At 63.3% G+C, this 22295-nt stretch carries 17 protein-coding genes and 1 pseudogene; 6 read left to right on the top strand and 12 right to left on the bottom strand.

From position 1 onward, the window contains the following. Positions 1 to 57 precede the first annotated feature (57 nt). Entirely contained in the window at positions 58 to 366 is a 309-nt protein-coding gene (locus AC1DPX_RS12380; protein ID WP_199641822.1) for a hypothetical protein, read from the bottom strand. Positions 367 to 535: 169 nt separating this feature from the next. Between AC1DPX_RS12380 and AC1DPX_RS12375 the strand changes: the two genes are divergently transcribed. Together AC1DPX_RS12375 and AC1DPX_RS12370 are read left to right on the top strand one after the other, a co-directional pair. Next, a complete protein-coding gene (locus AC1DPX_RS12375) occupies positions 536 to 1189 on the top strand; it encodes a glutathione S-transferase family protein (RefSeq protein WP_477237505.1) in 654 nt (217 codons plus the stop codon). Between the two features lie 309 nt (positions 1190 to 1498). Next, positions 1499 to 3001: a helicase HerA domain-containing protein gene (locus AC1DPX_RS12370; RefSeq protein WP_477236912.1), complete on the top strand. Its 1503-nt coding sequence runs from the start codon at positions 1499 to 1501 to the stop codon at positions 2999 to 3001. A 56-nt stretch (positions 3002 to 3057) separates the two neighbouring features. On the opposite strand, the gene AC1DPX_RS12365 is transcribed toward AC1DPX_RS12370, so the two are convergent. Then, entirely contained in the window at positions 3058 to 3693 is a 636-nt protein-coding gene (locus AC1DPX_RS12365; RefSeq protein ID WP_477236910.1) for a class I SAM-dependent methyltransferase, read from the bottom strand. 190 nt (positions 3694 to 3883) lie between these two features. On the opposite strand from AC1DPX_RS12365, the gene AC1DPX_RS12360 reads away from it, so the two are divergent. The 3 genes from AC1DPX_RS12360 to AC1DPX_RS12350 all read left to right on the top strand — a co-directional run bounded on the left by AC1DPX_RS12360 (position 3884) and on the right by AC1DPX_RS12350 (position 9178). Further along, positions 3884 to 5422, top strand: coding sequence for a bifunctional AfsR/SARP family transcriptional regulator/alpha/beta hydrolase (locus AC1DPX_RS12360; protein WP_477236908.1), 1539 nt, complete (start codon positions 3884 to 3886; stop codon positions 5420 to 5422). Positions 5423 to 5645: 223 nt separating this feature from the next. Beyond that, positions 5646 to 6650 (top strand): HamA C-terminal domain-containing protein, encoded by a 1005-nt coding sequence (locus tag AC1DPX_RS12355; RefSeq protein ID WP_477236906.1) that lies wholly within the window; start codon positions 5646 to 5648, stop codon positions 6648 to 6650. Further along, positions 6647 to 9178, top strand: a complete 2532-nt coding sequence (locus AC1DPX_RS12350) for a DEAD/DEAH box helicase (protein WP_477236904.1) — start codon at positions 6647 to 6649, stop codon at positions 9176 to 9178. Before AC1DPX_RS12355 ends, AC1DPX_RS12350 begins: the two co-directional genes overlap by 4 nt. 156 nt (positions 9179 to 9334) lie before the next feature. Here AC1DPX_RS12350 and AC1DPX_RS12345 read toward each other — a convergent pair whose 3' ends face one another. The 3 genes and pseudogenes from AC1DPX_RS12345 to AC1DPX_RS12335 form a co-directional block, all read right to left on the bottom strand. After that, entirely contained in the window at positions 9335 to 10180 is an 846-nt protein-coding gene (locus tag AC1DPX_RS12345) for a helix-turn-helix domain-containing protein (RefSeq protein WP_477236902.1), read from the bottom strand. Between the two features lie 4 nt (positions 10181 to 10184). Then, positions 10185 to 10775 carry a ComF family protein gene (locus AC1DPX_RS12340; protein WP_477236900.1) on the bottom strand — a complete coding sequence of 197 codons (591 nt, stop codon included), beginning with the start codon at positions 10773 to 10775 and terminating at the stop codon, positions 10185 to 10187. Positions 10776 to 10987: 212 nt separating this feature from the next. Continuing rightward, positions 10988 to 11289: pseudogene (locus tag AC1DPX_RS12335) on the bottom strand (ABC transporter permease); the annotation flags it as partial. 705 nt (positions 11290 to 11994) lie between these two features. Between AC1DPX_RS12335 and AC1DPX_RS12330 the strand changes: the two are divergent. Beyond that, a complete protein-coding gene (locus AC1DPX_RS12330; protein ID WP_477236898.1) occupies positions 11995 to 13767 on the top strand; it encodes a sulfatase-like hydrolase/transferase in 1773 nt (590 codons plus the stop codon). Between the two features lie 49 nt (positions 13768 to 13816). Here the strand turns inward: AC1DPX_RS12330 and AC1DPX_RS12325 are convergent, their stop codons facing one another. The 7 genes from AC1DPX_RS12325 to AC1DPX_RS12295 all read right to left on the bottom strand — a co-directional run bounded on the left by AC1DPX_RS12325 (position 13817) and on the right by AC1DPX_RS12295 (position 22263). Beyond that, positions 13817 to 14797, bottom strand: coding sequence for an ABC transporter permease (locus AC1DPX_RS12325; RefSeq protein WP_477236896.1), 981 nt, complete (start codon positions 14795 to 14797; stop codon positions 13817 to 13819). Between the two features lie 244 nt (positions 14798 to 15041). Then, positions 15042 to 16013 carry an ABC transporter permease gene (locus AC1DPX_RS12320; RefSeq protein ID WP_477236894.1) on the bottom strand — a complete coding sequence of 324 codons (972 nt, stop codon included), beginning with the start codon at positions 16011 to 16013 and terminating at the stop codon, positions 15042 to 15044. Then, positions 16010 to 17560, bottom strand: a complete 1551-nt coding sequence (locus AC1DPX_RS12315; RefSeq protein ID WP_477236892.1) for a sugar ABC transporter ATP-binding protein — start codon at positions 17558 to 17560, stop codon at positions 16010 to 16012. Before AC1DPX_RS12315 ends, AC1DPX_RS12320 begins: the two co-directional genes overlap by 4 nt. A 248-nt stretch (positions 17561 to 17808) precedes the next feature. After that, on the bottom strand, positions 17809 to 18843 hold the full coding sequence (locus AC1DPX_RS12310; protein ID WP_477236890.1) for an ABC transporter substrate-binding protein: 1035 nt from the start codon (positions 18841 to 18843) through the stop codon (positions 17809 to 17811). Between the two features lie 146 nt (positions 18844 to 18989). After that, positions 18990 to 19904: a sugar phosphate isomerase/epimerase family protein gene (locus AC1DPX_RS12305; RefSeq protein ID WP_477236888.1), complete on the bottom strand. Its 915-nt coding sequence runs from the start codon at positions 19902 to 19904 to the stop codon at positions 18990 to 18992. 35 nt (positions 19905 to 19939) lie between these two features. Next, positions 19940 to 21484 carry a mannitol dehydrogenase family protein gene (locus AC1DPX_RS12300; protein WP_477236886.1) on the bottom strand — a complete coding sequence of 515 codons (1545 nt, stop codon included), beginning with the start codon at positions 21482 to 21484 and terminating at the stop codon, positions 19940 to 19942. Continuing rightward, entirely contained in the window at positions 21481 to 22263 is a 783-nt protein-coding gene (locus AC1DPX_RS12295; protein ID WP_477236884.1) for an SDR family oxidoreductase, read from the bottom strand. Before AC1DPX_RS12295 ends, AC1DPX_RS12300 begins: the two co-directional genes overlap by 4 nt. Positions 22264 to 22295: the final 32 nt, after the last annotated feature.

Raw genomic sequence — 22295 nt, 5'->3', positions numbered from 1 at the left:
AGCGGCCGGAAACTCCGGCAGCCGTAAGATGTTGCACTAAAGTGGCTTGTGGCGCCGCTAAATCCCGGACCCATCCAGTTGCTGGGCGTCGTCGCCTTCCCACGGCGCCGGCATCGAGCCGCCGCGGCTGAGGTTGGCCGAGGGCAGGGGCATCCAGCATTTCAGCTCCGGCTCGGCATATTCGACGACGCGGCCGGGCGAGGAGTCGGACGCGCGCCAGCCTTCACCGGCGAACTGGTCGCCGCGCGACCAGTAGGCGAGGTCGACTTCGGCCGGCCCCTGTTCGGAGGGACGGACCGTGACCAGGATCCGGCTGCCGTCCTTGGGCGCCGTCGACATGTGGCGCCACCGTTCGGGCTCGTCCATCGCAATTCCTCCTGCCTTGGTGCGAGATGAAGTGTCGCCTCGCCATCGATGGTGGTCAACCCACACTTTGTCGGATTGCACCTGCCGGCCGCGCCCTTGATCTGGCATGTTCGCCAGGACGAGGAGAGAGGCATTCATGAATGACAAGGTCGAGGCGGCCGCGGGCGGAATGAAACTGTATTTCAGCCGCAATCCCAATCCGCGCCTGGCGGTCGCGGTGGCGCGTCACCTCGATGCGCCGGTGACTTTCGAATTCGCGTCACCCTTTGCGCCGGGGCAAGCGGAGCGATTCCGGGCGCTCAACCCCAACCTTTCCATTCCCATCCTCGCATGGCCGGGCGGCAGCCTGTGGGAGGCCGACGCCATTGCCTGCCTCCTGTCGCGCACGGCGCGTTCCGACTTCTGGCGCAGCGGCGAGGACGAACCCGACATGATCCGCTGGCTGAGTTGGGGCAAGGAGAATTTCATGCGGGCCTGCGACGCCGTGCATTTCGAGCGCGGCACCAAGCAGCGCTATGGCATCGGGCCGATCGACGAGGAAAAGGTCCGCGAGGGGCTGGAAGAGTTCCACAAGGGGGCCGCGATCCTGGAGGCGGAGCTGGCCGACCGGCAATGGCTGGTCGGGACGTCGCTTTCCTATGCCGATTTCCGCATGGCGGCTTTCCTGCCCTTCAACGATGCCGCCCGCCTGCCGCTCGGCGACTATCCCGCGCTCTTCAGCTGGTATCGCCGGCTCGAAGCCATCGACGCGTGGCGCGACCCGTTCGAGGGGCTGGATGCGCCGCCCCTGGCGCCGGTGCCGCCGCAAAGCGCGACGCTGTAACGGAAAAAACTGACGACCGGCGCATACAGAAACGAAACTTGAAGACGCCGGCCGCCATTTGGGGGCGTTGGGGTGCATCCCGTTGGGGCGTGATGCAAGGTCAGGCTAAGCGGATGGCCGGCATCCGCAACCGCAACGCCGGCCCATGGTGAACAACAAGTTACTATCCACAGGGGCGGCGGCTCTCGCGGCCCCTTCACCGTCCTTCACAACTGTGCGCAACACCCGCCGGCCGGCCATCGGTGCTCGACGGGCAGCACCTGGGTTGCTAAGCCCCATGCCGCGCAGGAGACCTTTTTGAGTCGAGACATGACCGTTGCGATCGAGATGGGACACACCACGGCGGGCGCCCCAGCAAACCTCGATCTCGAGGAACTGCTGGCGACCCGCCTTCTGGTGCAGGGCAATTCGGGATCCGGCAAGTCGCATCTGTTGCGCCGCCTGCTCGAGCAGAGCGCGCCCTGGGTGCAGCAGACCATCATCGACCCCGAAGGCGACTTCGTCTCGCTCGGCGAGCGCTACGGCCATCTGGTGATCGATGCCGAGGAGCATACCGAGCGCGGCCTGCAGGCGGCCGGCGAGCGGGCGCGCATCCACCGCGTCTCCACCGTGCTGAACCTCGAAGGGCTCGACGCCGAGAACCAGATGCGGCGCGCCGCGGCCTTCCTCGGCGGGCTGTTCGAGGTCGCCCGCGACCACTGGTACCCGATGCTGGTGGTGGTGGACGAGGCGCAGCTGTTCGCGCCGGCGGTGGCCGGCGAGGTTTCCGACGAGGCGCGCAAACTCTCGCTCGGCGCCATGACCAACCTGATGTGCCGCGGCCGCAAGCGGGGGCTGGCCGGCATCATCGCCACGCAGCGTCTGGCCAAGCTCGCCAAGAATGTCGCGGCGGAAGCCTCGAATTTCCTCATGGGCCGCACCTTCCTCGACATCGACATGGCGCGCGCCGCCGATCTGCTCGGCATGGAGCGGCGGCAGGCGGAAGCGTTCCGCGATCTGGAGCGGGGGCAGTTCATGGCGCTGGGACCGGCGCTGTCGCGCCGGCCGCTCGGCCTACGCATCGGCCCGACCGACACCAGCCCGCGCAACGGCACGCCACGGCTGATGGCGATGCCGGAGGCCGCACTTGAGGATGCCCGCGCGATCATCCTGGCGGCGCCGCCGCCCGAGACGGTGCGCACGCCGCGCCGGGTGGCCTCGCCGGACCTGCTCGACCAGCTGATGGCGGCAAAGTCTGCGGCGCTGGAAATCCGCCCCGAACCGCCGGAACCGCAAATCAGCGCCGAGGATTTGGCGGAGCGGCGCGAGCGGGTCGACCGCGTGCTGCGCGCCATCCTGGCGCAGCCCGACGCGGGTTTCCGCGTCATCGGCGTGCTCTACCAGGAGTTCGTGGTGCGCTGCCGCATCGAGGGCCTGGCCTCGGTGGTGCCGGACCTCGCCGAATTCCGCCGCATGCTGACGCGCGCCCGCGCCGGCCTCGGCTCCGAAACCACGCAGGACGATGCGTGGCGCGATGTTTCCGTGCGCGCCTCGCTGCTGCCCGACGACATGCAGGGCGTGTTCATGATGATCGCGCGTGCCGCCAAGGAAGGCTGGCCGTGTCCGAGCGATGCCGCGATCGCCCGCGCCTACGGTTCGCACTCGCTGCGCCGCGCGCGCCGTCTCCTGACCTATATCGAGGAACAAGGCCTCATCGTGTGCCAGATCGACGGCACGGGAAAGCGCACCGTGACGCTGGTCGAACTCGCCTGGGCCACGGCCCCCGGCGATCCCAATGCCGAGGAGGCGGAGCAGGGGAGCCTGGCGCTGTGAGCGGCTAGACGCTCGCAGCTCCGGGCGCGACGTCGACGCACGGGCAAACGCCCCCGTCAGCCAGCCGCCGCGATGCCGGCGTGGTGGCTGCCCAACTGCCACAGGGGCAGGGGGAAGCGGCTGTGCTGCACCTCGAGCAGGCGAAAGCCTGCGCTACCGATCAGGCGCAGCGGATCGCGGTTGAGGTGGCAGCCGCCGGCAATCGATCCCCACAGCCGGTTCAGCCGCTCCTGCCAGCGCCGGTGGCGCGGCCCCTCGGCCTGGCCGTGCTCGATGAAGATGAGCCGGCCCGTCGCCTTCAGGACGCGGCGGATTTCGCTCAGCGCCGCCTCGGGGTCCGGAATGGTGCAGAAGGCATAGGTGACGACCACCGTGTCGGCGATGCCGTCGGCCAAAGGCAGGCTTTCGCCGCCGGCGCGGATGCATTCGACCGGGAATGGCGAGGTGCTGCTCTTCGGCGCGGCGAGGCCGAGCATGGTGCCGTCGGGGTCGATGCCGACCAGCCGCTCGACCCGGGCGGCGTCGTAATAGGGCAGGTTGAGGCCGGAGCCGAAGCCGACCTCGACGACGACACCTTCAGCCCTCGGGATGAGGCGCCTGCGCATTTGCGTGAAGGCGCCGGCCGAACAGCCGGCATGGACGAAATAGGGGGCGACGCAGCGCGCATACCAGGAAAGGCAGGTCTGGCACATGGTTCAGCCTCCATGCCGGGTGCTGGCGCCCAAGGTGAGCCGTTCTGGTGTGCGATGGCTTGATGTATTGACCGGTGACATTTCTCGCTCCAAGGGAGTTGATCGGGCCGGATCGGCGCGAAACCGGGGGGATGGATAGAAGGCCGGCGTCCCCTCAACGTCCTCTCCTTGCGCGGCCGCGTGCGGATCGATGGAACTGATACAACTCAGGCTTCTGGGTTTTCCGGAGTTCCGGCTGGACGGGCGGCGCATAGAGCTTGCCTTGCGCAAGGCGGCGGCGCTTGTCATCTACCTGGCCGAGGCCGGCGGACCCGTAGCGCGCGACGTCGCCGCCACGCTGCTGTGGCCCGAGGCCGACGCGGAAGCCGCCCGCGCCCGCCTGCGGCGCACGCTCTACAAGATCCGCATCGCGTTCGGCGAGGAGGTCGTTTCAGCCAGCGCGGCATCGCTCAGCCTGCGCCCGGGGCTCCTGGTCGAGGCCGACGCAATCGCCTTCGAGCATGCCTGCGATGCCGGGCTTCTCGACGAGGCCGCCGGCCTCTACACCGGCGACTATCTCGCCGGCTTCGCGCTGCCGGATTGTCCCGAATTCGAGGAATGGGTGTTCTTCCGCCGCGAGGCCTTGCGCAGCCGGCTGGTGCAGGCGCTGGAGCGGCTGGTGGAAGCCAGGATCGCCGGGGGCGATGCGCGCGGCGCCGTGCTGCACGCCACGCGCCTTGCCGCCCTCGACCCGTTGAGCGAAAGCGCGCACCGCCACCTGATCCGCGCCCATCTCGCCGCCGGCGACCGGGCGGCGGCCGAGCGCCAGGGCGAGATCTGCGTGCGGCTGCTGCGCGAGGAGCTTGGCGTGGCGCCGGACCCCGCCACGCTGGCGTTGCTGCGCGCGGGCAATGCCGAACCGGAGATGCCCAGAACCCGCTATGTCGCCGTGGACGGCATCCATATCGCCTACCAGACCATAGGCAGCGGCCCGGCCGACATAGTGCTGGTGCCCGGCTTCATCTCGCATGTCGAGCGCATCTGGGAAGACAGGAGCTGCCGCGCCTGGCTCAATGCCGCGTCGCGGCTCGGCCGGCTGATCCTGTTCGACCGGCGCGGCATGGGCCTGTCCGACCGCGTCGGCGCCCGCCCGACCGTCGAGGCCACCGCGCGTGACATTCTGGCGGTGATGGATGCGGCCGGCAGCCGCAAAGCCCTGCTGGTCGGCGCCTCGGAAGGCGGGCCGGGCTGCATCCGCTTTGCCGTCGACCACCCTGGCCGCCTGACCGGCCTGGTGCTCTGGGGCTCGCTCGCCAAGGGCAGCCGCGCGCCCGACTATCCCTTCGCGCTGACAGCGGCGCAATATGACCTGTGGCAACAGCGCCTGCTCGCCGGCTGGGGCGGCCCGGCCGAAATCGAAACCTTCGCGCCCAGCCTCGCCTCCGACCGCCATGCCCGCGCCTGGTGGGCCGGCCTGCTCAGGGCCGCCTCCAGCCCCGGCGCCGTCGCCGGCCTGCTGCAGGCACTGCGCGACGCCGACGTCCGCCCGCTGCTGTCAAAAGTCAGGGCGCCAACGCTGGTGCTGCACCGCCGGGGTGACCGGGCGGTGCGGGTGGAGGCCGGGCGGTACCTGGCGGCGCGGATAGCGGGGGCGCGGTTTGTCGAGGTGGAGGGGGAGGACCACTGGTTCTGGGTGGGGGAGCAGGGGGTGCTACTGGAGGGGATTGGGGGGATGGTGAGGGGTGGGTGAGGGTGGGGTGTCGCCTCATTCGCCGCCATCCTGCTTTCGCGGCAGTTTAGCAAGGTGATCGCTGACCGGGATAGACTCGGCAGACCAAAGCATCCAATTTTCAAAACCTATGCTGTCATCGTGACGTGGCCGGATCTTGACCTTTATGCAACATTAAATTGACGTCGCCCACTTGCCTTTGGTGTTAACTAGGCCCCAACGTGCGCGAATTCATTAAATTGATATGCGGGACGACGTGACGCTAGGCAAGAATGCAGAGTATGAGGCGTTGGATTTGGAGGTCGCTCTTGCAGGTCTGCGGCGTGATTACTCGAAATTATTGCCACGCCTTCGGGCACTTGATCACACAGTCAAATGCGAATGTGAAGGTGTAGTCCTGAGATTGCATTTTCCAGCGTTGCGGCAAGGAAAGGCTACCATTCATGAACTCGTTGATGCTGTCGCTCACTTTCTAACATCGTTCGCGCTGCCGCGATCCGATGTTAAGGCCGTCGATGACCTCTACGGCAAGGTGAGTGTGGACGATTTCAAACTCAAAGTCTCGCAGCTTTCGGAATCCGCCAAGGCTCTTTTCAAACGCGCCAATGAAGCGACCAACCGAAACGGCGAAGCCGGCGAACTGCTCTTGTACCTCTTGACTGAGTGGATTTTGGACGCACCGCAGTTGGTTGCGAAAATGTCCCTAAAGACCAACCGAGAGATGCCTATCCATGGTTCGGATGGTATCCACGTGCGCTATTCCGCCGAGCAATCACGGCTGCTCTTGTATTGGGGCGAGTCGAAACTCTACTCCGACGTTGGCGACGCGATTACTGCAGCAATTTCATCTATAGCAGAAGCGTTGGAGCCTGCTAAGCTGCAGCACGAGATTGAACTTGTGCAGCGTTATATCGATTTTTCCGGTCTTGATGACACAAGCAAATCGGCCGTCCTGAAGTACCTTGATCCTTACGACGACGCATACAATGAACGCCATGACGTGACGACCTGTCTGCTTGGTTTCAATTTTGATGCTTTTCACGCACTGGCGTCGACGCAACCCGAGAAGGTCGACGCGGAGTTCATAAAACTCGCAGAAGCGAAGTTGAAGGAGTTGGCGCCCAAGCTGGCAGGGACCATCACGGCAGCAAACCTCGCCAACCGCCCCATAGAGATTTTCTTCTTCCCAGTGCCTTCTGTCCAGGAACTGCGTGATCTGTTTCAAGCAAAGATCGGCTGGAAGTCATGACCTTGGAGCTGATCGAGAAGGTTTGGGCCAACGCGAAATTTCACGAGGCATCGCGCCGCATAGAGTTAGCGTGGCTACGCAAAGAACTAGGGACGGAAGAGATCGCGGTCACCGCGGACGAAGCGAGCAAGCTTATTCGCGCAGCTGCGATTCTTGCTTGCTCGAGCGACCAGCGGCATCGAAAGGCAGCATTCCGCGTGGCGACCTGCACGTATGAGCTTTTTGGCGCGTCGAAACTCCCATTGGACCAAGCGCTCCGTGTTGTCCTAGCGCGGCTTGGGAATTTTCCGTCGTTCAGCACGCGTTCGGAAGTTGCTGGTGCCCAAGCGTCACTGCCACTGGTTCTAGTCACCGAAGAGATTGCCTCTGCCGATGGGCGCAGAATCGCCGTCAATCAGCAGAAGATCTACCTCACGGATTTTCAGCACGAGTTATGGACTAGCCTTGTAACCAGAAGACGGATTGCATTGGCCGCACCGACGTCGGCCGGAAAATCCTTTGTCCTACAAAATTACCTGACATCGCTTTTCGCTGCGGTCCGCCCTCAATCCATTGTGTATCTCGTGCCCACGCGCGCACTGATCGGCCAAGTCGCAGAGGATCTGACTGCTCAATTCAAAGGCTTCGCCGGCCACATTCCGGACATCGTCACTATCCCGATCGACGCGGAAACTGCACTTCCAACTCGGGCGATTTACGTCATGACGCAGGAGCGCGTTCAGCTCGCGCTTGCGGCCCACCCGGATTTCAATATGCATGTGGTGGTGGTCGATGAGGCTCACTCCATCGCCGACGGAGCTCGCGGGGTGCTCCTTCAATGGGTCATTGACGACTTACTCTCGCGCAATCCTGAGACCCAGATCCTTTTTGCTAGCCCCAGCATTCGAAACCTTGGGGTCTTCGCTCGACTGTTTGGTCTGCCAAACGTGGTCGAGTTCGCGTCGGTTGAACCCACTGTTGCGCAGAATTTTCTCACTTTGAAAATCGACTCTGTGACCAAGGGCCGGATAGTTATCCATACCGTCGGCGACGGGTCTGCAGCGCCTGTCGAAGTAATCAGTCTCCAGCTGGATCAAACGATTGCGAGTCGCGTGGAGAAACTGGTCCACGTTGCCGCTCGGCTTGGACTCGGCCAATCGAACATCGTTTATGCGAATGGTGCCGCAGAAGCAGAGAAGATAGCGATTCAGCTGGCGGACCTTTTCTCCGATCGGGAGCCCACCGAGGAACAACTAGCTTTGGCCGAGCTTGCCAAAGAGGCGGTTCACCCGAATTATGTCCTCGTGGAATGCGTCAAACGGGGCATCGCTTTCCACTATTCGAACATCCCGACCCAGCTTCGCCGAGCCGTGGAAGCGGCTGTTTCTTCGGGTCACATCGACTATCTCGTATGCACAAGTACGCTCCTTCAAGGCGTCAATCTGCCTGCCAAGAACATTTTCATGTATGCGCCAGAGAAAGGGCGTACCAACGCACTTGAATCCACCGATTTTTGGAACCTCTCCGGCCGTGCCGGTAGGCTGCGACGCGAATTCCAAGGCAATATCTTTCTCATCGACTACGCCAATTGGAAAAAGAAACCTCTAGACGGTCCGAAGGATTCCATCGTCGTCCCAGCTATTGAGACCAGCGTGAGGGAGCATGAGGCGCAGCTCGTCACTGTCATTGTCGATCAGGTAGCAGCCGGTCTGAGAGATCAGCCCGATCTTGAGACGGCCTTCGGTCGCCTCTATTTCGATCACAAGCGCGGCGAACTTTCGACCACGTTTGCACGAATTGGAATTGCCGCAGACGGTCCTGAGGCTCAAGTCTTGTCAGCCGCGCTAGTCGCGGCCGAAGCGATGGTGTCCATTCCGGCCGAGATATTGCGCCGGACGCCCAACATTTCGGCGCACAAACAGCAGCGTCTCTTTAACCGTCTCAAGGTGATTATTGGCCAAGGCGTCGACGCGGCGAAGACTCTCATTCCGCGACATCCGCGTGAAAGCGAAGCGTTCCAGTCATACGCGGATATTCTGGAACTTTGCCATGAGATCATTCTTGGTATCGACACGTCAAAAGGTTTACACCGTTTTCACGCTCTTATGGCGCTCAAATGGATGCGAGGATTAGCCCTTCCGCAGATCATCGATGAACAAATCAAACGTGACACCAGGAAGGCCCCGCAGACCATCATTCGCAACACGCTCGATCTGATCGAAACCGAAATTCGGTTTCAGGCGGTTCGCTTGTTTGGCTGCTACAGCGCTCTCCTAGTATATGCGCTCGACAGCGCAGGAATGGTCGACCTCGTAGCGAGTATACCGTCGCTTCCTCTCTATTTAGAAGTCGGAGCATCCGACAAAACAATGATCAGCTTCATTGCGCTCGGGCTATCACGAGTTACCGCGATGAAGCTCAACGAGCTTTCTGCCAGGAAGGATCTCGACGTCGCAACCGCCCTTCAATGGTTAAGGACCCGACCACCTGATAGTCTTGGCCTCTCGCCGCTTCTGTTGGCTGAAGTTAGCGCGATCATTGCGACATGAAATTCATCGCTCCAATGGTCGGACGCATGACCAGTGACGACAATAGCGGTCTGTCATCTGTGACGTGCAGGTGCGCTGATGTGACGAGAGCGAGATGCAGACGGTCGCCTGGTCGCCAAGCTGCTTCGCTCCGCTATTTCAGCAGCAGGAATTGGGTCATGCGGCCACGCGCACTTCGATGTGCAGGCCAGCTGCGGCCACCATGTTAACAAGCGAATCGAGACCAAATACTCCAGTCTTGTGACGCAAGAGGTCGGAAATGCGCGGCTGTGTAACGCCTAGCCTGCGTGCAGCCTCTGCTTGCGTCCATCCCTGCGCCTTAACATGTTTTTCGATGGCCTCCATCAAAGTAGACCTTAGCTTCATGTTTGCTGCGTGGGCCGAATCTGAATTTTCCGCTACAGGCACAATGGTCTCACTCGACTTTTGCTTGGATTGATCTTCCTTAGTCACCAGAGAGAGCTGCTGTTGTGAAATGGCTGCGATTTTCGAGGAAAGCCCAATTTTTTCCTCGGCCTTTGCGCGAGCATGGTCCGACATAAATGAGAGCAAATGACTCAACCCATCAACGTCAGCTACAGTAAGAAATTCCTTATTTTTGTTGACGAAGACGACGGATTTTTTCTCTTCCTTGATTAGTTCTATAACGTTGCTCAACGTCCCTGTGCTTTTACAATCCCAAATCATGAGGCCGTAATTGCTATCATGAGCCATTTCCAAATCTTTTGCTGTATAGAACGCTCTGCTACCCGGTGGTGCCTTTGGATAAACATTATTAACAGGCCACCCGGCAAGATTATTGCGGGGGCGATCGCCGCTGCAATAAACCTTAACTCGCTTGGCCCCATATCCAAGAAGGCATTCTTGGATAGACGAATCTGCGCCGTCAGCGTCACCGACTACAACGTTTAGGTCAGATGCGACGATTTTCTCGATCCGCGCTTTGACCCTCTCATGAAGTCTGCTGATGGCGATCGATCCTGCGATAAATACAGTGGTCATGGGCTTATTTCCATGTAACGGCGGCGGTGTAGATTTGATCGATTTTTGGGTAGGCCCGAAGGGCCTGACACACAGCATCCATAGTTGCGCCAGTGTCAAATAAGTCGTCGAGCAGCAAAGCGTTCCAACTGCCTTCGTTTGTTATGCTGGGATTTATAGAAAACCGTCCTTGCAAGGCCGCGTCCTTTTCCGCCCTGGTATTCATGTTCTTGAGCTGTGGGCTTCCCTCCGGCGGGTCGGCCTTTACGACGATGGTGTCGAAGACAGGAATATTCGTGAGTCGCCCGAGCTCGTTGGCAATTTCATTGACCGGCTGGCGAACCCGGACAGTCGATGCAGGCATAGGAATGATTAGCCCGACATTCTGGAAAAGCGGCAGCAACGAGGTTTGGATTTGCCCAGCGATCAGGCCGACCTGCGACCAATCACTGCGATACTTGAGCTTAAAGAGGGCCTCGCCTGGTTCAGACCGCGTCGTGTCGAACTGAGGATGCCCGTATATGTCGTCGCCCAAATAGACACTTGAAAGAGTGTGTTTGTGCAGCGCGTATCCTAGGTTCCAGCATCCGTTTAGCTGTTTCAGTTGAACTTGCATTCACCGACATCCCCTTACCCTGCTCAGCCAGCTAGGCCGACGAGTTTCAGAAACATACAAAATTTTGTATCCTATTGCCAACGAGGCTTTTGTAAAGCTCACAACGGGATTGGCGTCACCGAAAACTTTCTGAAGTAGGTCGGGAGATTCACGCGCAGAGCCTACACTCCGCGACGGTTTGGAGACCGTTTCAGGACACAGGCAGCCACACTCTACCGCTCCTCCACAATCCTCAAATAAGCCGCCGTGACAAACAGCACGATCAGCCCGAACAAAATCCGCCTTGCCCCCTCCGGCATCTGCAGGATCGTCAGCAGCGTCGTCATCACGGTCAGGGCGCCGGTGCCGGTGTAGCCGCCGCGGCCGCCGAAGATGCCGATGACGGCTGCCGCTACCGAGGGCAGGACCAGGGGTTCGGCGAAGGACGGGACCTTGATCAGGCCGATATCGCGCAGGCGCCGGCGAGCGGGCTCAAGGTGACGCAGAGCGCCGTGATGACCTGCCAGTATTGCAGCAAGACCGGGCATCAACCGACGCTTGGCTCGCTGCGGGAGACAAGCTGCAGGCCCGGGCTGAGACACATCAGTTGTGAGCACGACTTGGGCCGGACGACAGAAATTACGGTGACCGGCAATGCGCTATCGCGAAGACCAATGCACGCTGGTCTCCTTCAAATGAATGAAGCCGTGGATTTCATATGAGCAGATGCTAGCGGCAAGCTGAGAGGCCTTTGAGCCATCACAGGCTGGCTAGGCTTCTCAAAGCTCACTCCCTGTAGCGTAGCCGCTGGACAACCGCATACATGTGGCAGGTGGTGAAGACCATGATTTCCTGGCGGAGAATGGGGCATAGCGGACGACCAACCTTGCGAGCCGATCAAGAGCTAACGTCAGAACTCGTGAAATACTGATGCGACACCAAGCGACCGGTGTGACATGGCGGTGCTTTTTAGGGCTGGAGTTCCAGGAACTGCAGGGCATGCCAGGCCAGTGGCCGGCGCACGGACCAAGCCGTGCCTGCGAACGCGTCGCCCACCACCGGTCACCAGACCATGCACCGACGCGCAGCGGTGGTCTGTCACCGGACCTCCGTCTGAACGGCATTCTTCCAGGGGCGGGCGAGTGGCTTGTCCGCGGTTCGTCTTCGAGGCGGATGCACGTCCGACGTAACGGTCGCCGCATCTTTGTCGTCAACTCATCCCAAGACCCGGGGCGTCGCCATGCCGGCCGCAGGTGAACGCGCCGATCAGGCTCCGGCCGAACATCACAGCCGCTGGGGCGTGGTCGCCCTATGTGTCAAATTGATCATGATCGCCGGTTTCGTGGCGATCACCAGTTTCGACTTCTGGGATCGGGTCGGGAATCTCGTTGCCAACGGGCGCTTCACCACGCTGGCCTCATTCCTCGCAATCTGGGGACTGGCGATAGTGGCGTTGTTGTTTGCAGCATTTCAGCCCCGGCTCGTCACACGTCTCCTCTGGGCCGTGCCGCTTGCCCTGTCGAGCGCGGCAGCCTGGCTCTATTTCAAGGCAAGTAACGCCGATCTGTCGGTCTTCGATATTCTTTCCCTTTGGGCGAGCCGCAATTCCGTCGGCGAGGCCGCCAGTTTCTACGATCGGCTGATCTGGCCCGCCGCCGCGATCATGGCCTTTGGCGTGGCGTCGCTTTCGGTTCCGCCAGCAGCGAAAGGCGCCCGGCTATCGAGATGGATGGGGCGCATGGCCTGGCTGCCCGTGTTGCCGATCCTGATTATTGCCGCCGTGGTTTACGCCAAGGACGGCGGGGGCTCCTCGGGCATGCCGAAACAATTCGCTCCGCTGGCTCTTTCCGCGATGGCCGCGGAGCGGATCATGACACAAGGTGCTCCAGAGCGCCGCTCCGTCGCATGGAACGCCACAGCGCAGAACAGGCCCCGCGACATCGTCATGATGATCGACGAAAGCGTTCGCGGGGATTTCGTCGATCTGACGCCTGGCAATTCGCACACGCCCCGCATCGCCGCCCTCGCGGGCAAATTCGTCAATTTCGGTCCCGCCGTGTCCGGCGGCGATTGCAGCGTCTATTCGAACGCCATACTGCGCCTCGCGGCGTCGCGTCGCGACCTGGCCCATTCCGTCAATACCAACCCGACGATCTGGCAGTACGCCAAGAAGGCCGGATACCGGACGGTGTATATCGACGCGCAGTCGACCGCCAAGGCAGTCGTCGTCCTGGGGAACACGAACTTCATGACGGCGCGAGAAAAGCATGACATCGACAAGACCTATCTCATAGACGATGTAGCGATGGACCACGCCGATCTCCGTTTGATTGAGATCCTGCGCGGCGAGCTGGCCGGCAGCCAGCCCGTCTTCATCTACGCCAACAAGAACGGCGCGCATTTTCCCTATGACTGGTCATATCCTCCATCGGAAGCGGTCTACGGCCCCACAGTGGCGTCGGCCGGCCATGATACGGTTGCGACACGCATGGCATCCTACCGCAACGCAATCCGCTGGTCGGTCGATTATTTCATGCAAGAACTGTTCGAGAGAGCCGATCTTTCGAATACCGCGATGCTCTATACTTCCGACCACGGGCAGCTGCTGAAAGTCGGCGAATCGACCCACTGCACCATCTTCAATCCCGATCCGCGCGTGGGTCTGGTTCCGTTGATGGCCTATGCCGCCGATCCGGCGCTGAGGGCGCGTTTCGCGGCCGGCGCCGCGGCCAATCGCGGCAAGGCGAGCCATTTCCAGATCGTTCCTACCGTGCTGGAGCTGATGGGATACAGTCCCGCCGACATCGCGTCCGAATACGACGAGTCGCTCTTCGCCGCGACGTCCCACCCGGTGCAATTCACCAGCGGCGATATCTTTGGGTTGTTCTCCGATTCCGTGCACTGGAATCCGTTGGATCTGTCACAGGACTACCTCGAACCTGACGCGAAGACATTGCTGCCGGGCAAGCCGCCGGCGCAGGCGAGCACCCTTACCGCAGGGACATCGCAGTGAGCCTGGCTTCTCGATGCAGACGGCCTAAAGCGGCCGGTCAACCCATCAACTACCGCTCCTCCACAATCCTCAGATAAGCCGCCGTCACGAACAGCACGATCAGCCCGAACAATATCCGCCGCGCCCCCTCCGGCATCTGCAAGATCGTCAGCAGCGTCGTCAGCACGGTCAGGATCAGGGCGCCGATGATGGTGCCGGTGTAGCCGCCGCGGCCGCCGAAGATGGAGGTGCCGCCGATGACGGCAGCGGCGACCGAGGGCAGGACGAGGGGCTCGGCGAGCGAGAGCGATGGGGCCTTGATCAAGCCGATATAGAGCAGGCCGGTTATGCCGGCGAGCAGGCTCGAGGTGACGTAGAGCGCGGTGATGACCTGCCAGTACTGCACGCCCGACAGGCGTGTCGCGCGCTCATTGTCGCCGACGGCGTAGAGCAGGCGGCCGAAGCCGGTGCGGGCCAGCGTGAAGACGATCAGTGCGGCCAGCGGTATGAACAGCAACAGGGCGTTGGGAAAGCCCCAGGTGACGCCGGTGCCGAGCCAGGCGAGGAAGTCGGGGATCTTCGCGCCCGAGGCGATCACCGTGCGCTGGTAGACCTGCAGGCAGCCGGTGCCGATCAGGCTTGTGCCCAGCGTCATGATCAGCGGGTGGACGCGGAAGACGCCGACGCCGATGCCGTTGACCAGGCCGATCAGCACCGCCGGCATCATCGCCAGCAGGAAAGCGATAGAAGGGTCCTGGCTGACGATTTGCGTGGCCATGATGAAGGCGCTCATCGTCGCCACCGTGCCGACCGAGAGGTCGATGCCGCCGGTCAGCATGGTCATGGTCTGGCAGCCGGCCAGGATCGCCAGCGGAATGGCGAACTTTATCGTGTTGGCGATCCAGCGCTCGTTGACGATGCCGGGCCGCAGGAATTGCAGGCTCACCACCAGGATGACGAGCAGGATGATCAGCGGGACGAGCGGCCGGTCGGCCATGAAGCGCTTTATGCGGCGGCCGAAGGGGACGGGGGTGATCGCTGACGTGCTCATGGGGTGGCTCGCGATTGGGGTGGCGCGGGGCGTCTCTCCCTTCTCCCCTTGTGGGAGAAGGTGGATCGGCGCGCAGCGCCGAGACGGATGAGGGGTGGGTGACGGAATGCAACGTTGGCGTTCCCTGGAGCACCCCTCATCCGACCTCGCTTCGCGAGGCCACCCCCGGGGCGAGCCAACGGTCTCGCCCGCCCTTCGGGCCCCACAAGGGGAGAAGGAAGAAAGGCGCGCCGATGCCTCCCCATCATTGCCGCCCCCGCATCGTGATGAACGCGCCGAACATCACCACCGCCACCATGATGGCGCCTTCGATGATGGCGGTGACGTTGGGGTCGATGGCGAGCAGGGTCAGGTCGGTGCGCACCAGGCGCAGCACGAAGACGGCGACGATGGGGCCGAGCAGGCCGCCCTTGCCGCCGCCGAGGGCGACGCCGCCCAGCACCACCGCGGCGACGCTGGCCAGCAGATAGGGGCCGGGGATGGGGGCGCCGATGCCGGTGCTCATGGTCAGCGCCAGGCCGCCAAAGGCGGCGAACAGGCCAGACAGCGCATAGGCGATGATGCGGGTGCGCTTGACCGGCACGCCTGAGCGGAACGCCGCCAGTTCGCTGGAGCCGATGGCGTAGATGGAGAGGCCAAGGCGCGAGCGCCTGAGCGGCATCCAGATCACGCAGAGGCAGACGATCAGCACCAGCAGCGCCTTGGGCACCCAGGCATCGATGGCGTCGGGCAGGCCTGAAATCGGCACCGTGCCCGAGATCAGCGCCTTCAGCCATTCGGCGGCCGCACCGCCCGGCGCGTCCAGCACCAGCAGGGCCGCGCCCTGCAGCACGAACAGCATGGCGAGCGTCACGACGATGTCGGGCACGCGGGTGACGACGATCAACAGGCCGTTGAGCGCGCCGAGGACAAGACCCATGGCGAGCACGAAGGGCACGACGAACAGCGCGTATTCTTCCGAGGCGCCCGCCATCATCGAGGCGGCGGTGACGCTGGTCAGCGCCATCATGGCGGCGACCGACAGGTCGATGCCGCCGGCGATGACCACCACCGTTTGGGCTGCCACCGCGAAGGCATACGGCAAGACTGCCCGCGCCAGCGAGCCGAAATCGCCGCTGCCATAGCCGGGCTGGATCATCTTGGTGGCGATGAACAGGACGATGAGCAGGGCGAACAGGCCGATGACCCAGCCTTGGCGGCGCAGGAAGTGGTTCATGGATTCGCCTCCGTCGAATTCGTTGAATTCGACGAGGGGTCGGCCAGAATGCCGATATCGGCCTTGGTGCCGCGCGGCAGGCCGTAGGCGGCGCGCATCAGCGCCGGCTCGTCGGCCTCCTCGACCGGAAAGATGTCGACGAGGCGGCCGCCGAAGATGACGATGACGCGGTCGCAGACGCGCTGCACCTCTTCCAGTTCCGAAGTGTAGAACAGCACCGACTTGCCGTTGCCGGCGAGCTCGCGCATCAGATGATAGATCTCCTGCTTGGTGCCGACATCGATGCCGCGCGTCGGGTCGAAGCACAGGATGGTGCGGGCATCCGCCGCGATCCAGCGGGCGATCGTCACCTTCTGCTGGTTGCCGCCGGACAGGCGCTGCACCTCGCCTTGGGCGCGGGTGTCGATCTGCAGGCGCTTGATAGCGCTGAGCACCGTGTCGCGCTCGCGGCGCATGGGGATAGGCCCCCAGTTGCGCAGCGCCGCACTAAAGGGCAGGGCGATGTTCTCGCGCACCGAGCGCTGCATGGCGAGCGCTTCCGAACGGTCGCCCGGCACATAGGCGATGCCGGCACGGATGGCGTCGATCGGGTGCGAAAATTTCACCTGAGAACCGTCGATCTCGATCGTGCCGCCCGAAGGGCGGATCGAGCCGGCAAGGGCTGAAAACAACTCGTCCTGGCCTTGGCCTTCGAGCGCAACGACGCCGGCGACCTCGCCGTCCCTGAGATCGAAGGAGACGTCGTTGAGCTTGCTGCCGGCGCGCAGATTGTGCACGGAAAGACGTGGACGTGCAGGGGCGGGCGCTGCCTTCTCGGCGGCGCTGCGGGCGGCGACATGTGTTTTCACGATGCGGGTGCCGAGCATCAGCTCGACGATCTTTTCCTCGACGCCCGGCACGATGTCGACGACGCCGACGGTCTCGCCGTCGCGCAGCACGGTGGCGCGGTCGCAGAGCGCCGAGATCTCGACGAAACGGTGCGAAATGAAGATCACGGCGCGCCCCGCATCGCCCTGGCGGCGCACCACTTCCAGCACTTTTTCGGCGAGGTTGGCGGGGAGCGCCGCCGTCATCTCGTCGAGCAAAAGCACGTCGGGCTCGACGGCCAGTGCGCGGGCGAGGTCGAGCACACGCAGCACGGCCAGTGGAATGTCGCGCGCGGTGTCGCGCAGATCGAGATCGGCAATGCCGAGCTCGCGCACCCAGGCGCGGAACGGCTCGACCGGCGTGCCGGTCAGCCTGAGATTGGACAGCACGTCGAGATCGGGGATCAGCGACGGCTCCTGGTAGACGGGCAGCAGGCCAGCGCGGCGCGCGGCGGCGGGCGAGCGTATGTCACGCGCCTCGCCACGGATCAGGATGCGCCCGGAGTTCGCCGAGATCGCCCCGGTCAGGATCTTCACCAGCGTCGACTTGCCCGCGCCATTGGCGCCCATCAGCGCGTGTACCTCGCCGGGCAGCACGGAAAGCGACGCGTTGCGGAGCGCTGCAACCGCGCCGTAGTTCTTGGCGACGCCGGTGGCGTCGAGGAGGGGGCTGGTGCTCAAATGGTTTGGGTCTCGATTTATGTGCTCAAATCATTTCGAACGTCGGCGCCGCCCCTCACTGTCCTGCCGGACATCTCTCCCCCGTAAACGGGGAGAGAGAAGCTGGTTGCGGCGCCGGTCTGCAACGTTGAAGATTGGCGAAATCGGCGACGACAGCGTCCCTCTCCCCGTCACTATACGGGGAGAGGATGCCGGCAGGCAGGTGAGGGGCGGCGCTGACGGATGGTCCGCTAGCGAAAGCCCCGCCCTTACTCGCCGGGCCCCTTGCACGCCACGATCTGCTCCTTCGTGTACGTCGTCCAGTCGGGGATCGAGATCGAGACCGGCCATTCCGGGCTGAGCGACGGGTCGGCGGCGGCCTTCAGCTTGGCCTTGCCTTCCTCGGTGGCGTTTTCCCAGAGCTGCGGCTGCACCAGCACGGTCTGCTGCGCCGGCTTCTTGCCGTCGAGGATCTGCAGGGCGAGCGTGACGCCCGCGCCGCCGATCGAACCGGGGTTGGTGACGGCAGCACCCACCAGGCCCTTGACCGAGCTCAGCTGGCCGACGAAGCCGGCATTGTCGGCGCCGACGATCGGCACCAGCGGCGCCTGCGATTCCACCAGCGCGTCGACGATGACGTTGTCGATGCCGGACGTCCAGATGCCGTTGATCGGCGTTCCCGTCGACAGGAAGGAGAGGATCTGCTGCTTGGCCTGGTCCTGCTGCCAGCCGGTGAAGACTTCCTGCGCCACCTTCACGTCGGGGAATTCGGCCAGCGCCTTCTTGAAGCCTTTGTCACGATCAGAGTCGGCCGAAGCGCCGGCCGCGCCGCGCATGTAAAACACCTCGCCCTTGCCGCCCATCTGCTGGAACAGCCATTTGGCGCCGAGATAGGCGTACTCCTCCTGGTTGTTGGAGATGATGTAGGCCGACGGTTCGGTGACCGCCTGGTCGACGGCGACGACGACGATGCCGGCCTTGGTGGCTTCCTCCAGGCCCGCCTTGATGCCGGCCGGATCGGCCGGGTTGACGACGATGGCGTCGACCTTGGCGCTGATCAGGTTGCGGATGTCCTCCAACTGGCCGGCGGCATCGGTGTTGCGGTGGGCGATGTTGAGTTTTGCCACCTCGCCGGAAGCCAGCGCCTGCGCCTTCATGGCGCAGACCATTTCCTCGCGCCAGCCATTGCCCTGCACGGTGTTGGAAATGCCGATCGTGTATTTGCCGGCGGCCGACGAGACGCCCACCGAGGCCAGCAAGGCTGCGCCCGCAAGCAGCGGCACCATGGTCAGAATTTTCTTCATTTCAGTCTTCCTCCACATTGTTTTTCAGTTTCAGTTCCAAGTCGTTGAACCAAGTCGCTCAGAAAGAGAGACACGCGGCTCAACTCGTTGTCCTCCGCATGTCGTTGCCCCAAAACCGCGAGACAGTTTTGGGCGATATGCTTTCCTCACTTGACGTAGGGCCGCAGAACGTCGCGGGCGAGCAGAAAACCCCGTTTGACCTGCTCGTCGCTGCCTTCAAACCGCCTGTCCTCATGTTCGATGATGACCGATCCGTCATAGCCGGCGCGGTAGAGGCCGGAGAAGAAGCCGCCCCAGTCGACATCGCCCAGCCCCGGCATGCGCGGCACCTGCCAGCCTATCCCGGCCGAAAGGATTCCGCGCTCGTACAAACCATCATGATCAATCATCAGGTCCTTGGCGTGGACATGCAGCATGTAGGGGCCGAACTCCCTGATGAAGCGGGCCTGGTCGATCATCTGCCAGACCAGATGCGAGGGGTCGAAATTCATGCCGACATCGCCGCCCCAGCTCTCCAGGATGCGGCGCCAGACCTGCGGCGAATAGGCGATGTTGTGCCCGCCCGGCCATTCGTCATAGCTGAAGATCATCGGGCAGTTCTCGAAGGCAAGCTTCACGCCGTGGCCCCGCGCAAAAGCGACGATTTCGGGCCAGACCTTCAGCGCGTCCTGCCAGTTGACGTCGACGGGCTTCGCGGCATCGCCGCCGAAGAAGGTGTTGACGACCGGCAGTCCCATATTGGCGGCCAGCACGATCACCTTCTTCAGATGGCCGATAACCGCCTCGCGGTGGGCCGGATCGGGATGCAGCGGGTTCGGGTAGTATCCGAGGCCGGAAACGGTGAGTTTCTTCTCCGCCAGCGAGGCGACGATTTCCTTGGCCTGCGCGGGCGAGGTGGAAGCAGCGTCGATATGGCTGGTGCCGGCATAGCGGCGGGTCGCGCCGGACGTTTTCGGCCAGCAGGCGATTTCCAGCGCCTCGAAGCCGGCCGAGCTTGCCCAGTTGGCAACCTCGCCAAGCGGCGTCTCCGCGAATGGCGCGGTGAGCAGTCCAAGTTTCATAGTGCCTCCCCTGGCCGTGTCTTCACCGCCGATGTTCATAATGACGATTGTTTGGATCGTTTCAACCTTGCGATCTCATCTTGTTCCAGACTGTGCCGGACAGCCGCGATCGGATCGTCCGAAAGCAGCTCGTCCAGCGATGAAGTCACGGCCGCGCGAAACGCAGGGTTCGCGGCGAGACCTGGGTCGAAAATCGTGTCGCTGGCGAGGATGCCGGAGGCCAGCGCCGGCGCATCGCGCCCGGTCGCGTCGGCGATATCAGCGACCTTGCCGGCATAGGGATCCGACACCGGCCAGCGTTTGCCGAAGCGGTCAGAGGCCTGGATGAGATAGGCCATCCAGCCGGCGACCGGCACCGACAGCAGGCCGATGCTGGCGCCCTGGCTCAAGCGGTCGCGGATCGGGTTGAGCAGGCGCTGGACGATCTTTTGCGAACCGTCGGTGGCGATCTGGTGGTTGCGGTGGCGGATCGCCGTGTTCTTCAGCCGGCCGAGGCTCTGCTCGATATAGGCCGATGGGTCCATGCCGGGCACCGGCATCAGCGTCGGCAGCGTCTCCTCGACCAGCATGCGCCTGACGAAGGCCGACAGCAGCGGGTGGGCGATGGCATCCGATGTATGTTCCAGCCCGGCCAGCACGCCGAGCGTGGCGAGCGTCGTCTGGGCGCCGTTCAGCACCCGCATCTTGAGATGCTCGAACGGCGTGACGTCGTCGACGAAGGTTGCGCCGACCAGGTCCCAGCGCGGCACGCGGCCGGCGAATTTCTGCTCGATCACCCATTGCCGGAACGGCTCGCAGACGGCGACGGCCGCATCGCGGTAGCCGAACCATTGTTCGACGCTGTCGATGTCATCCTGCGTCACCGCCGGTGCGATGCGGTCGACCATGGCGGAAGGGAAGCCGGCATTGGCCACGATCCAGTCGGCAAGACCGTTGCTGCGCCGTTCGGCAAAGCTCCGTACGACAGTTTCCAGGATGACGCCATTTGCCGGGATGTTGTCGCAGGAGAGCAGCGTCAGCGGCCGGCCATGCGTGGCCCGGCGCATTTCCAGCGCCCGCGCAAGGATGCCGGGCACGCTGCGCGGCGCATGAGGGTTGGCGAGATCATGGACGATGTCGGGATGGTCGAGATCGAGCGCGCCGCTCGACGGGATGTGGCAATAGCCTTTCTCCGTCACCGTCATCGTCACCAGTTCGATATCGGATGAGGAGAGCACGCCGAGCGCCGGTGCGGCGCTGTCCTGGCTGTCCACCACGCGGACGATGCTGCCGATGATACGCGCCTCGATGTGGCTGTTTTCGCGGATCAGCCTTGTGTAGAGCCCGCCTTGGCGGCCGAGGGTGTCGGCAAGGGTGGGTGGGCGGATGTTGATGCCGACGACGCCCCAGCGGTCGAACTGGCGCGCCAGCAAATCATCGGTGTATTCGGCCTGATGGCTGCGGTGGAAGGCGCCGACGCCGAGATGCGCCATGCCGGGCGCCAGGGTTGTCCGGTCATATCCAGGCGTCTGCACCGCGGCCGGAAGCCGGTCCAGCAAGGCCGGCCCCAGTGTTTCCGGCGATGTCGAAGCAGCGTTCACCGGTTCGCCCCGATCACCGACTGTTCCTGGTCGATCACGGCGCCGGTCATCGGCCCGGCCGCGTCGGAAAGCAGGAAGACCGCAAGGTTGGCGATGTCGTCCGGCTTGAGCAGCCTGCCGAAAGGCTGCGCGGCGTTGGCGGCGTCGAGCCAGCCGGGGCCATGGCCCAGCGTCTCGGCCTGCATGACGCGTTCGGCCGGCGTGTCGGTCCAGCCGACATTGATGCCGTTGACGCGGATGCGGTCGAAGCGGTGGGCGTTGGCGGCGTTCTTGGTCAACGTTGCCAGCGCGCCCTTGGTGGCGGAGTAGACGGCGAGTTCCGGCGAGCCGCAATGGGCGTTGATCGACAGGATGTTGACGATGGCGCCGGGCTCCCCGCGCTTCCGCATGTCGGCGATCGCCGCCTGCATCAGGAAGAACGGCGCGCGCGCATTGACCGCGAACAGCGACGCCCAGTCGTCGAGGCCGGCATCGAGGAAGGAGGCGCGGTCGGTCAGCCCCGCGGCGTTGACGAGGCCGTCGATGCGGCCGAAGCGGTCGATGCAGGCCTGCGCCAGCAAAGCAGGGGTTTTCGCGTCTCCGAGGTCGGCGGCGACGAAGACGGTCGGCGTGCCGGCGGCCGACAGTTCCGCCGCCACGGCGTCGCCGCGTTTGCCGTCGCGTCCGGTGATCAGCAGGCCGCCGGCGCCGGAACGCGCCAGCGCATCGGCGATGGCGCGGCCGATGCCTTGCGTCGCGCCGGTGACCAGCACGACCTTGCCTTGGAGATGAAGCTCCATTCCTCCTCCCGGAACAAAGTTTCTATTTTTCA

The organism is Mesorhizobium sp. 01N446, from assembly GCF_056399285.1.
This window is presented reverse-complemented; position numbering and strand designations above follow the sequence as displayed.

Bases quoted from the DNA above. Each gene is read 5' to 3' on its own strand.
- AC1DPX_RS12380 (WP_199641822.1), bottom strand. From the start codon at position 366: ATGGACGAGCCCGAACGGTGGCGCCACATGTCGACGGCGCCCAAGGAC.
- AC1DPX_RS12375 (WP_477237505.1), top strand. From the start codon at position 536: ATGAAACTGTATTTCAGCCGCAATCCCAATCCGCGCCTGGCGGTCGCG.
- AC1DPX_RS12370 (WP_477236912.1), top strand. From the start codon at position 1,499: ATGACCGTTGCGATCGAGATGGGACACACCACGGCGGGCGCCCCAGCA.
- AC1DPX_RS12365 (WP_477236910.1), bottom strand. From the start codon at position 3,693: ATGTGCCAGACCTGCCTTTCCTGGTATGCGCGCTGCGTCGCCCCCTAT.
- AC1DPX_RS12360 (WP_477236908.1), top strand. From the start codon at position 3,884: ATGGAACTGATACAACTCAGGCTTCTGGGTTTTCCGGAGTTCCGGCTG.
- AC1DPX_RS12355 (WP_477236906.1), top strand. From the start codon at position 5,646: ATGCGGGACGACGTGACGCTAGGCAAGAATGCAGAGTATGAGGCGTTG.
- AC1DPX_RS12350 (WP_477236904.1), top strand. From the start codon at position 6,647: ATGACCTTGGAGCTGATCGAGAAGGTTTGGGCCAACGCGAAATTTCAC.
- AC1DPX_RS12345 (WP_477236902.1), bottom strand. From the start codon at position 10,180: ATGACCACTGTATTTATCGCAGGATCGATCGCCATCAGCAGACTTCAT.
- AC1DPX_RS12340 (WP_477236900.1), bottom strand. From the start codon at position 10,775: ATGCAAGTTCAACTGAAACAGCTAAACGGATGCTGGAACCTAGGATAC.
- AC1DPX_RS12330 (WP_477236898.1), top strand. From the start codon at position 11,995: ATGCCGGCCGCAGGTGAACGCGCCGATCAGGCTCCGGCCGAACATCAC.
- AC1DPX_RS12325 (WP_477236896.1), bottom strand. From the start codon at position 14,797: ATGAGCACGTCAGCGATCACCCCCGTCCCCTTCGGCCGCCGCATAAAG.
- AC1DPX_RS12320 (WP_477236894.1), bottom strand. From the start codon at position 16,013: ATGAACCACTTCCTGCGCCGCCAAGGCTGGGTCATCGGCCTGTTCGCC.
- AC1DPX_RS12310 (WP_477236890.1), bottom strand. From the start codon at position 18,843: ATGAAGAAAATTCTGACCATGGTGCCGCTGCTTGCGGGCGCAGCCTTG.
- AC1DPX_RS12305 (WP_477236888.1), bottom strand. From the start codon at position 19,904: ATGAAACTTGGACTGCTCACCGCGCCATTCGCGGAGACGCCGCTTGGC.
- AC1DPX_RS12295 (WP_477236884.1), bottom strand. From the start codon at position 22,263: ATGGAGCTTCATCTCCAAGGCAAGGTCGTGCTGGTCACCGGCGCGACG.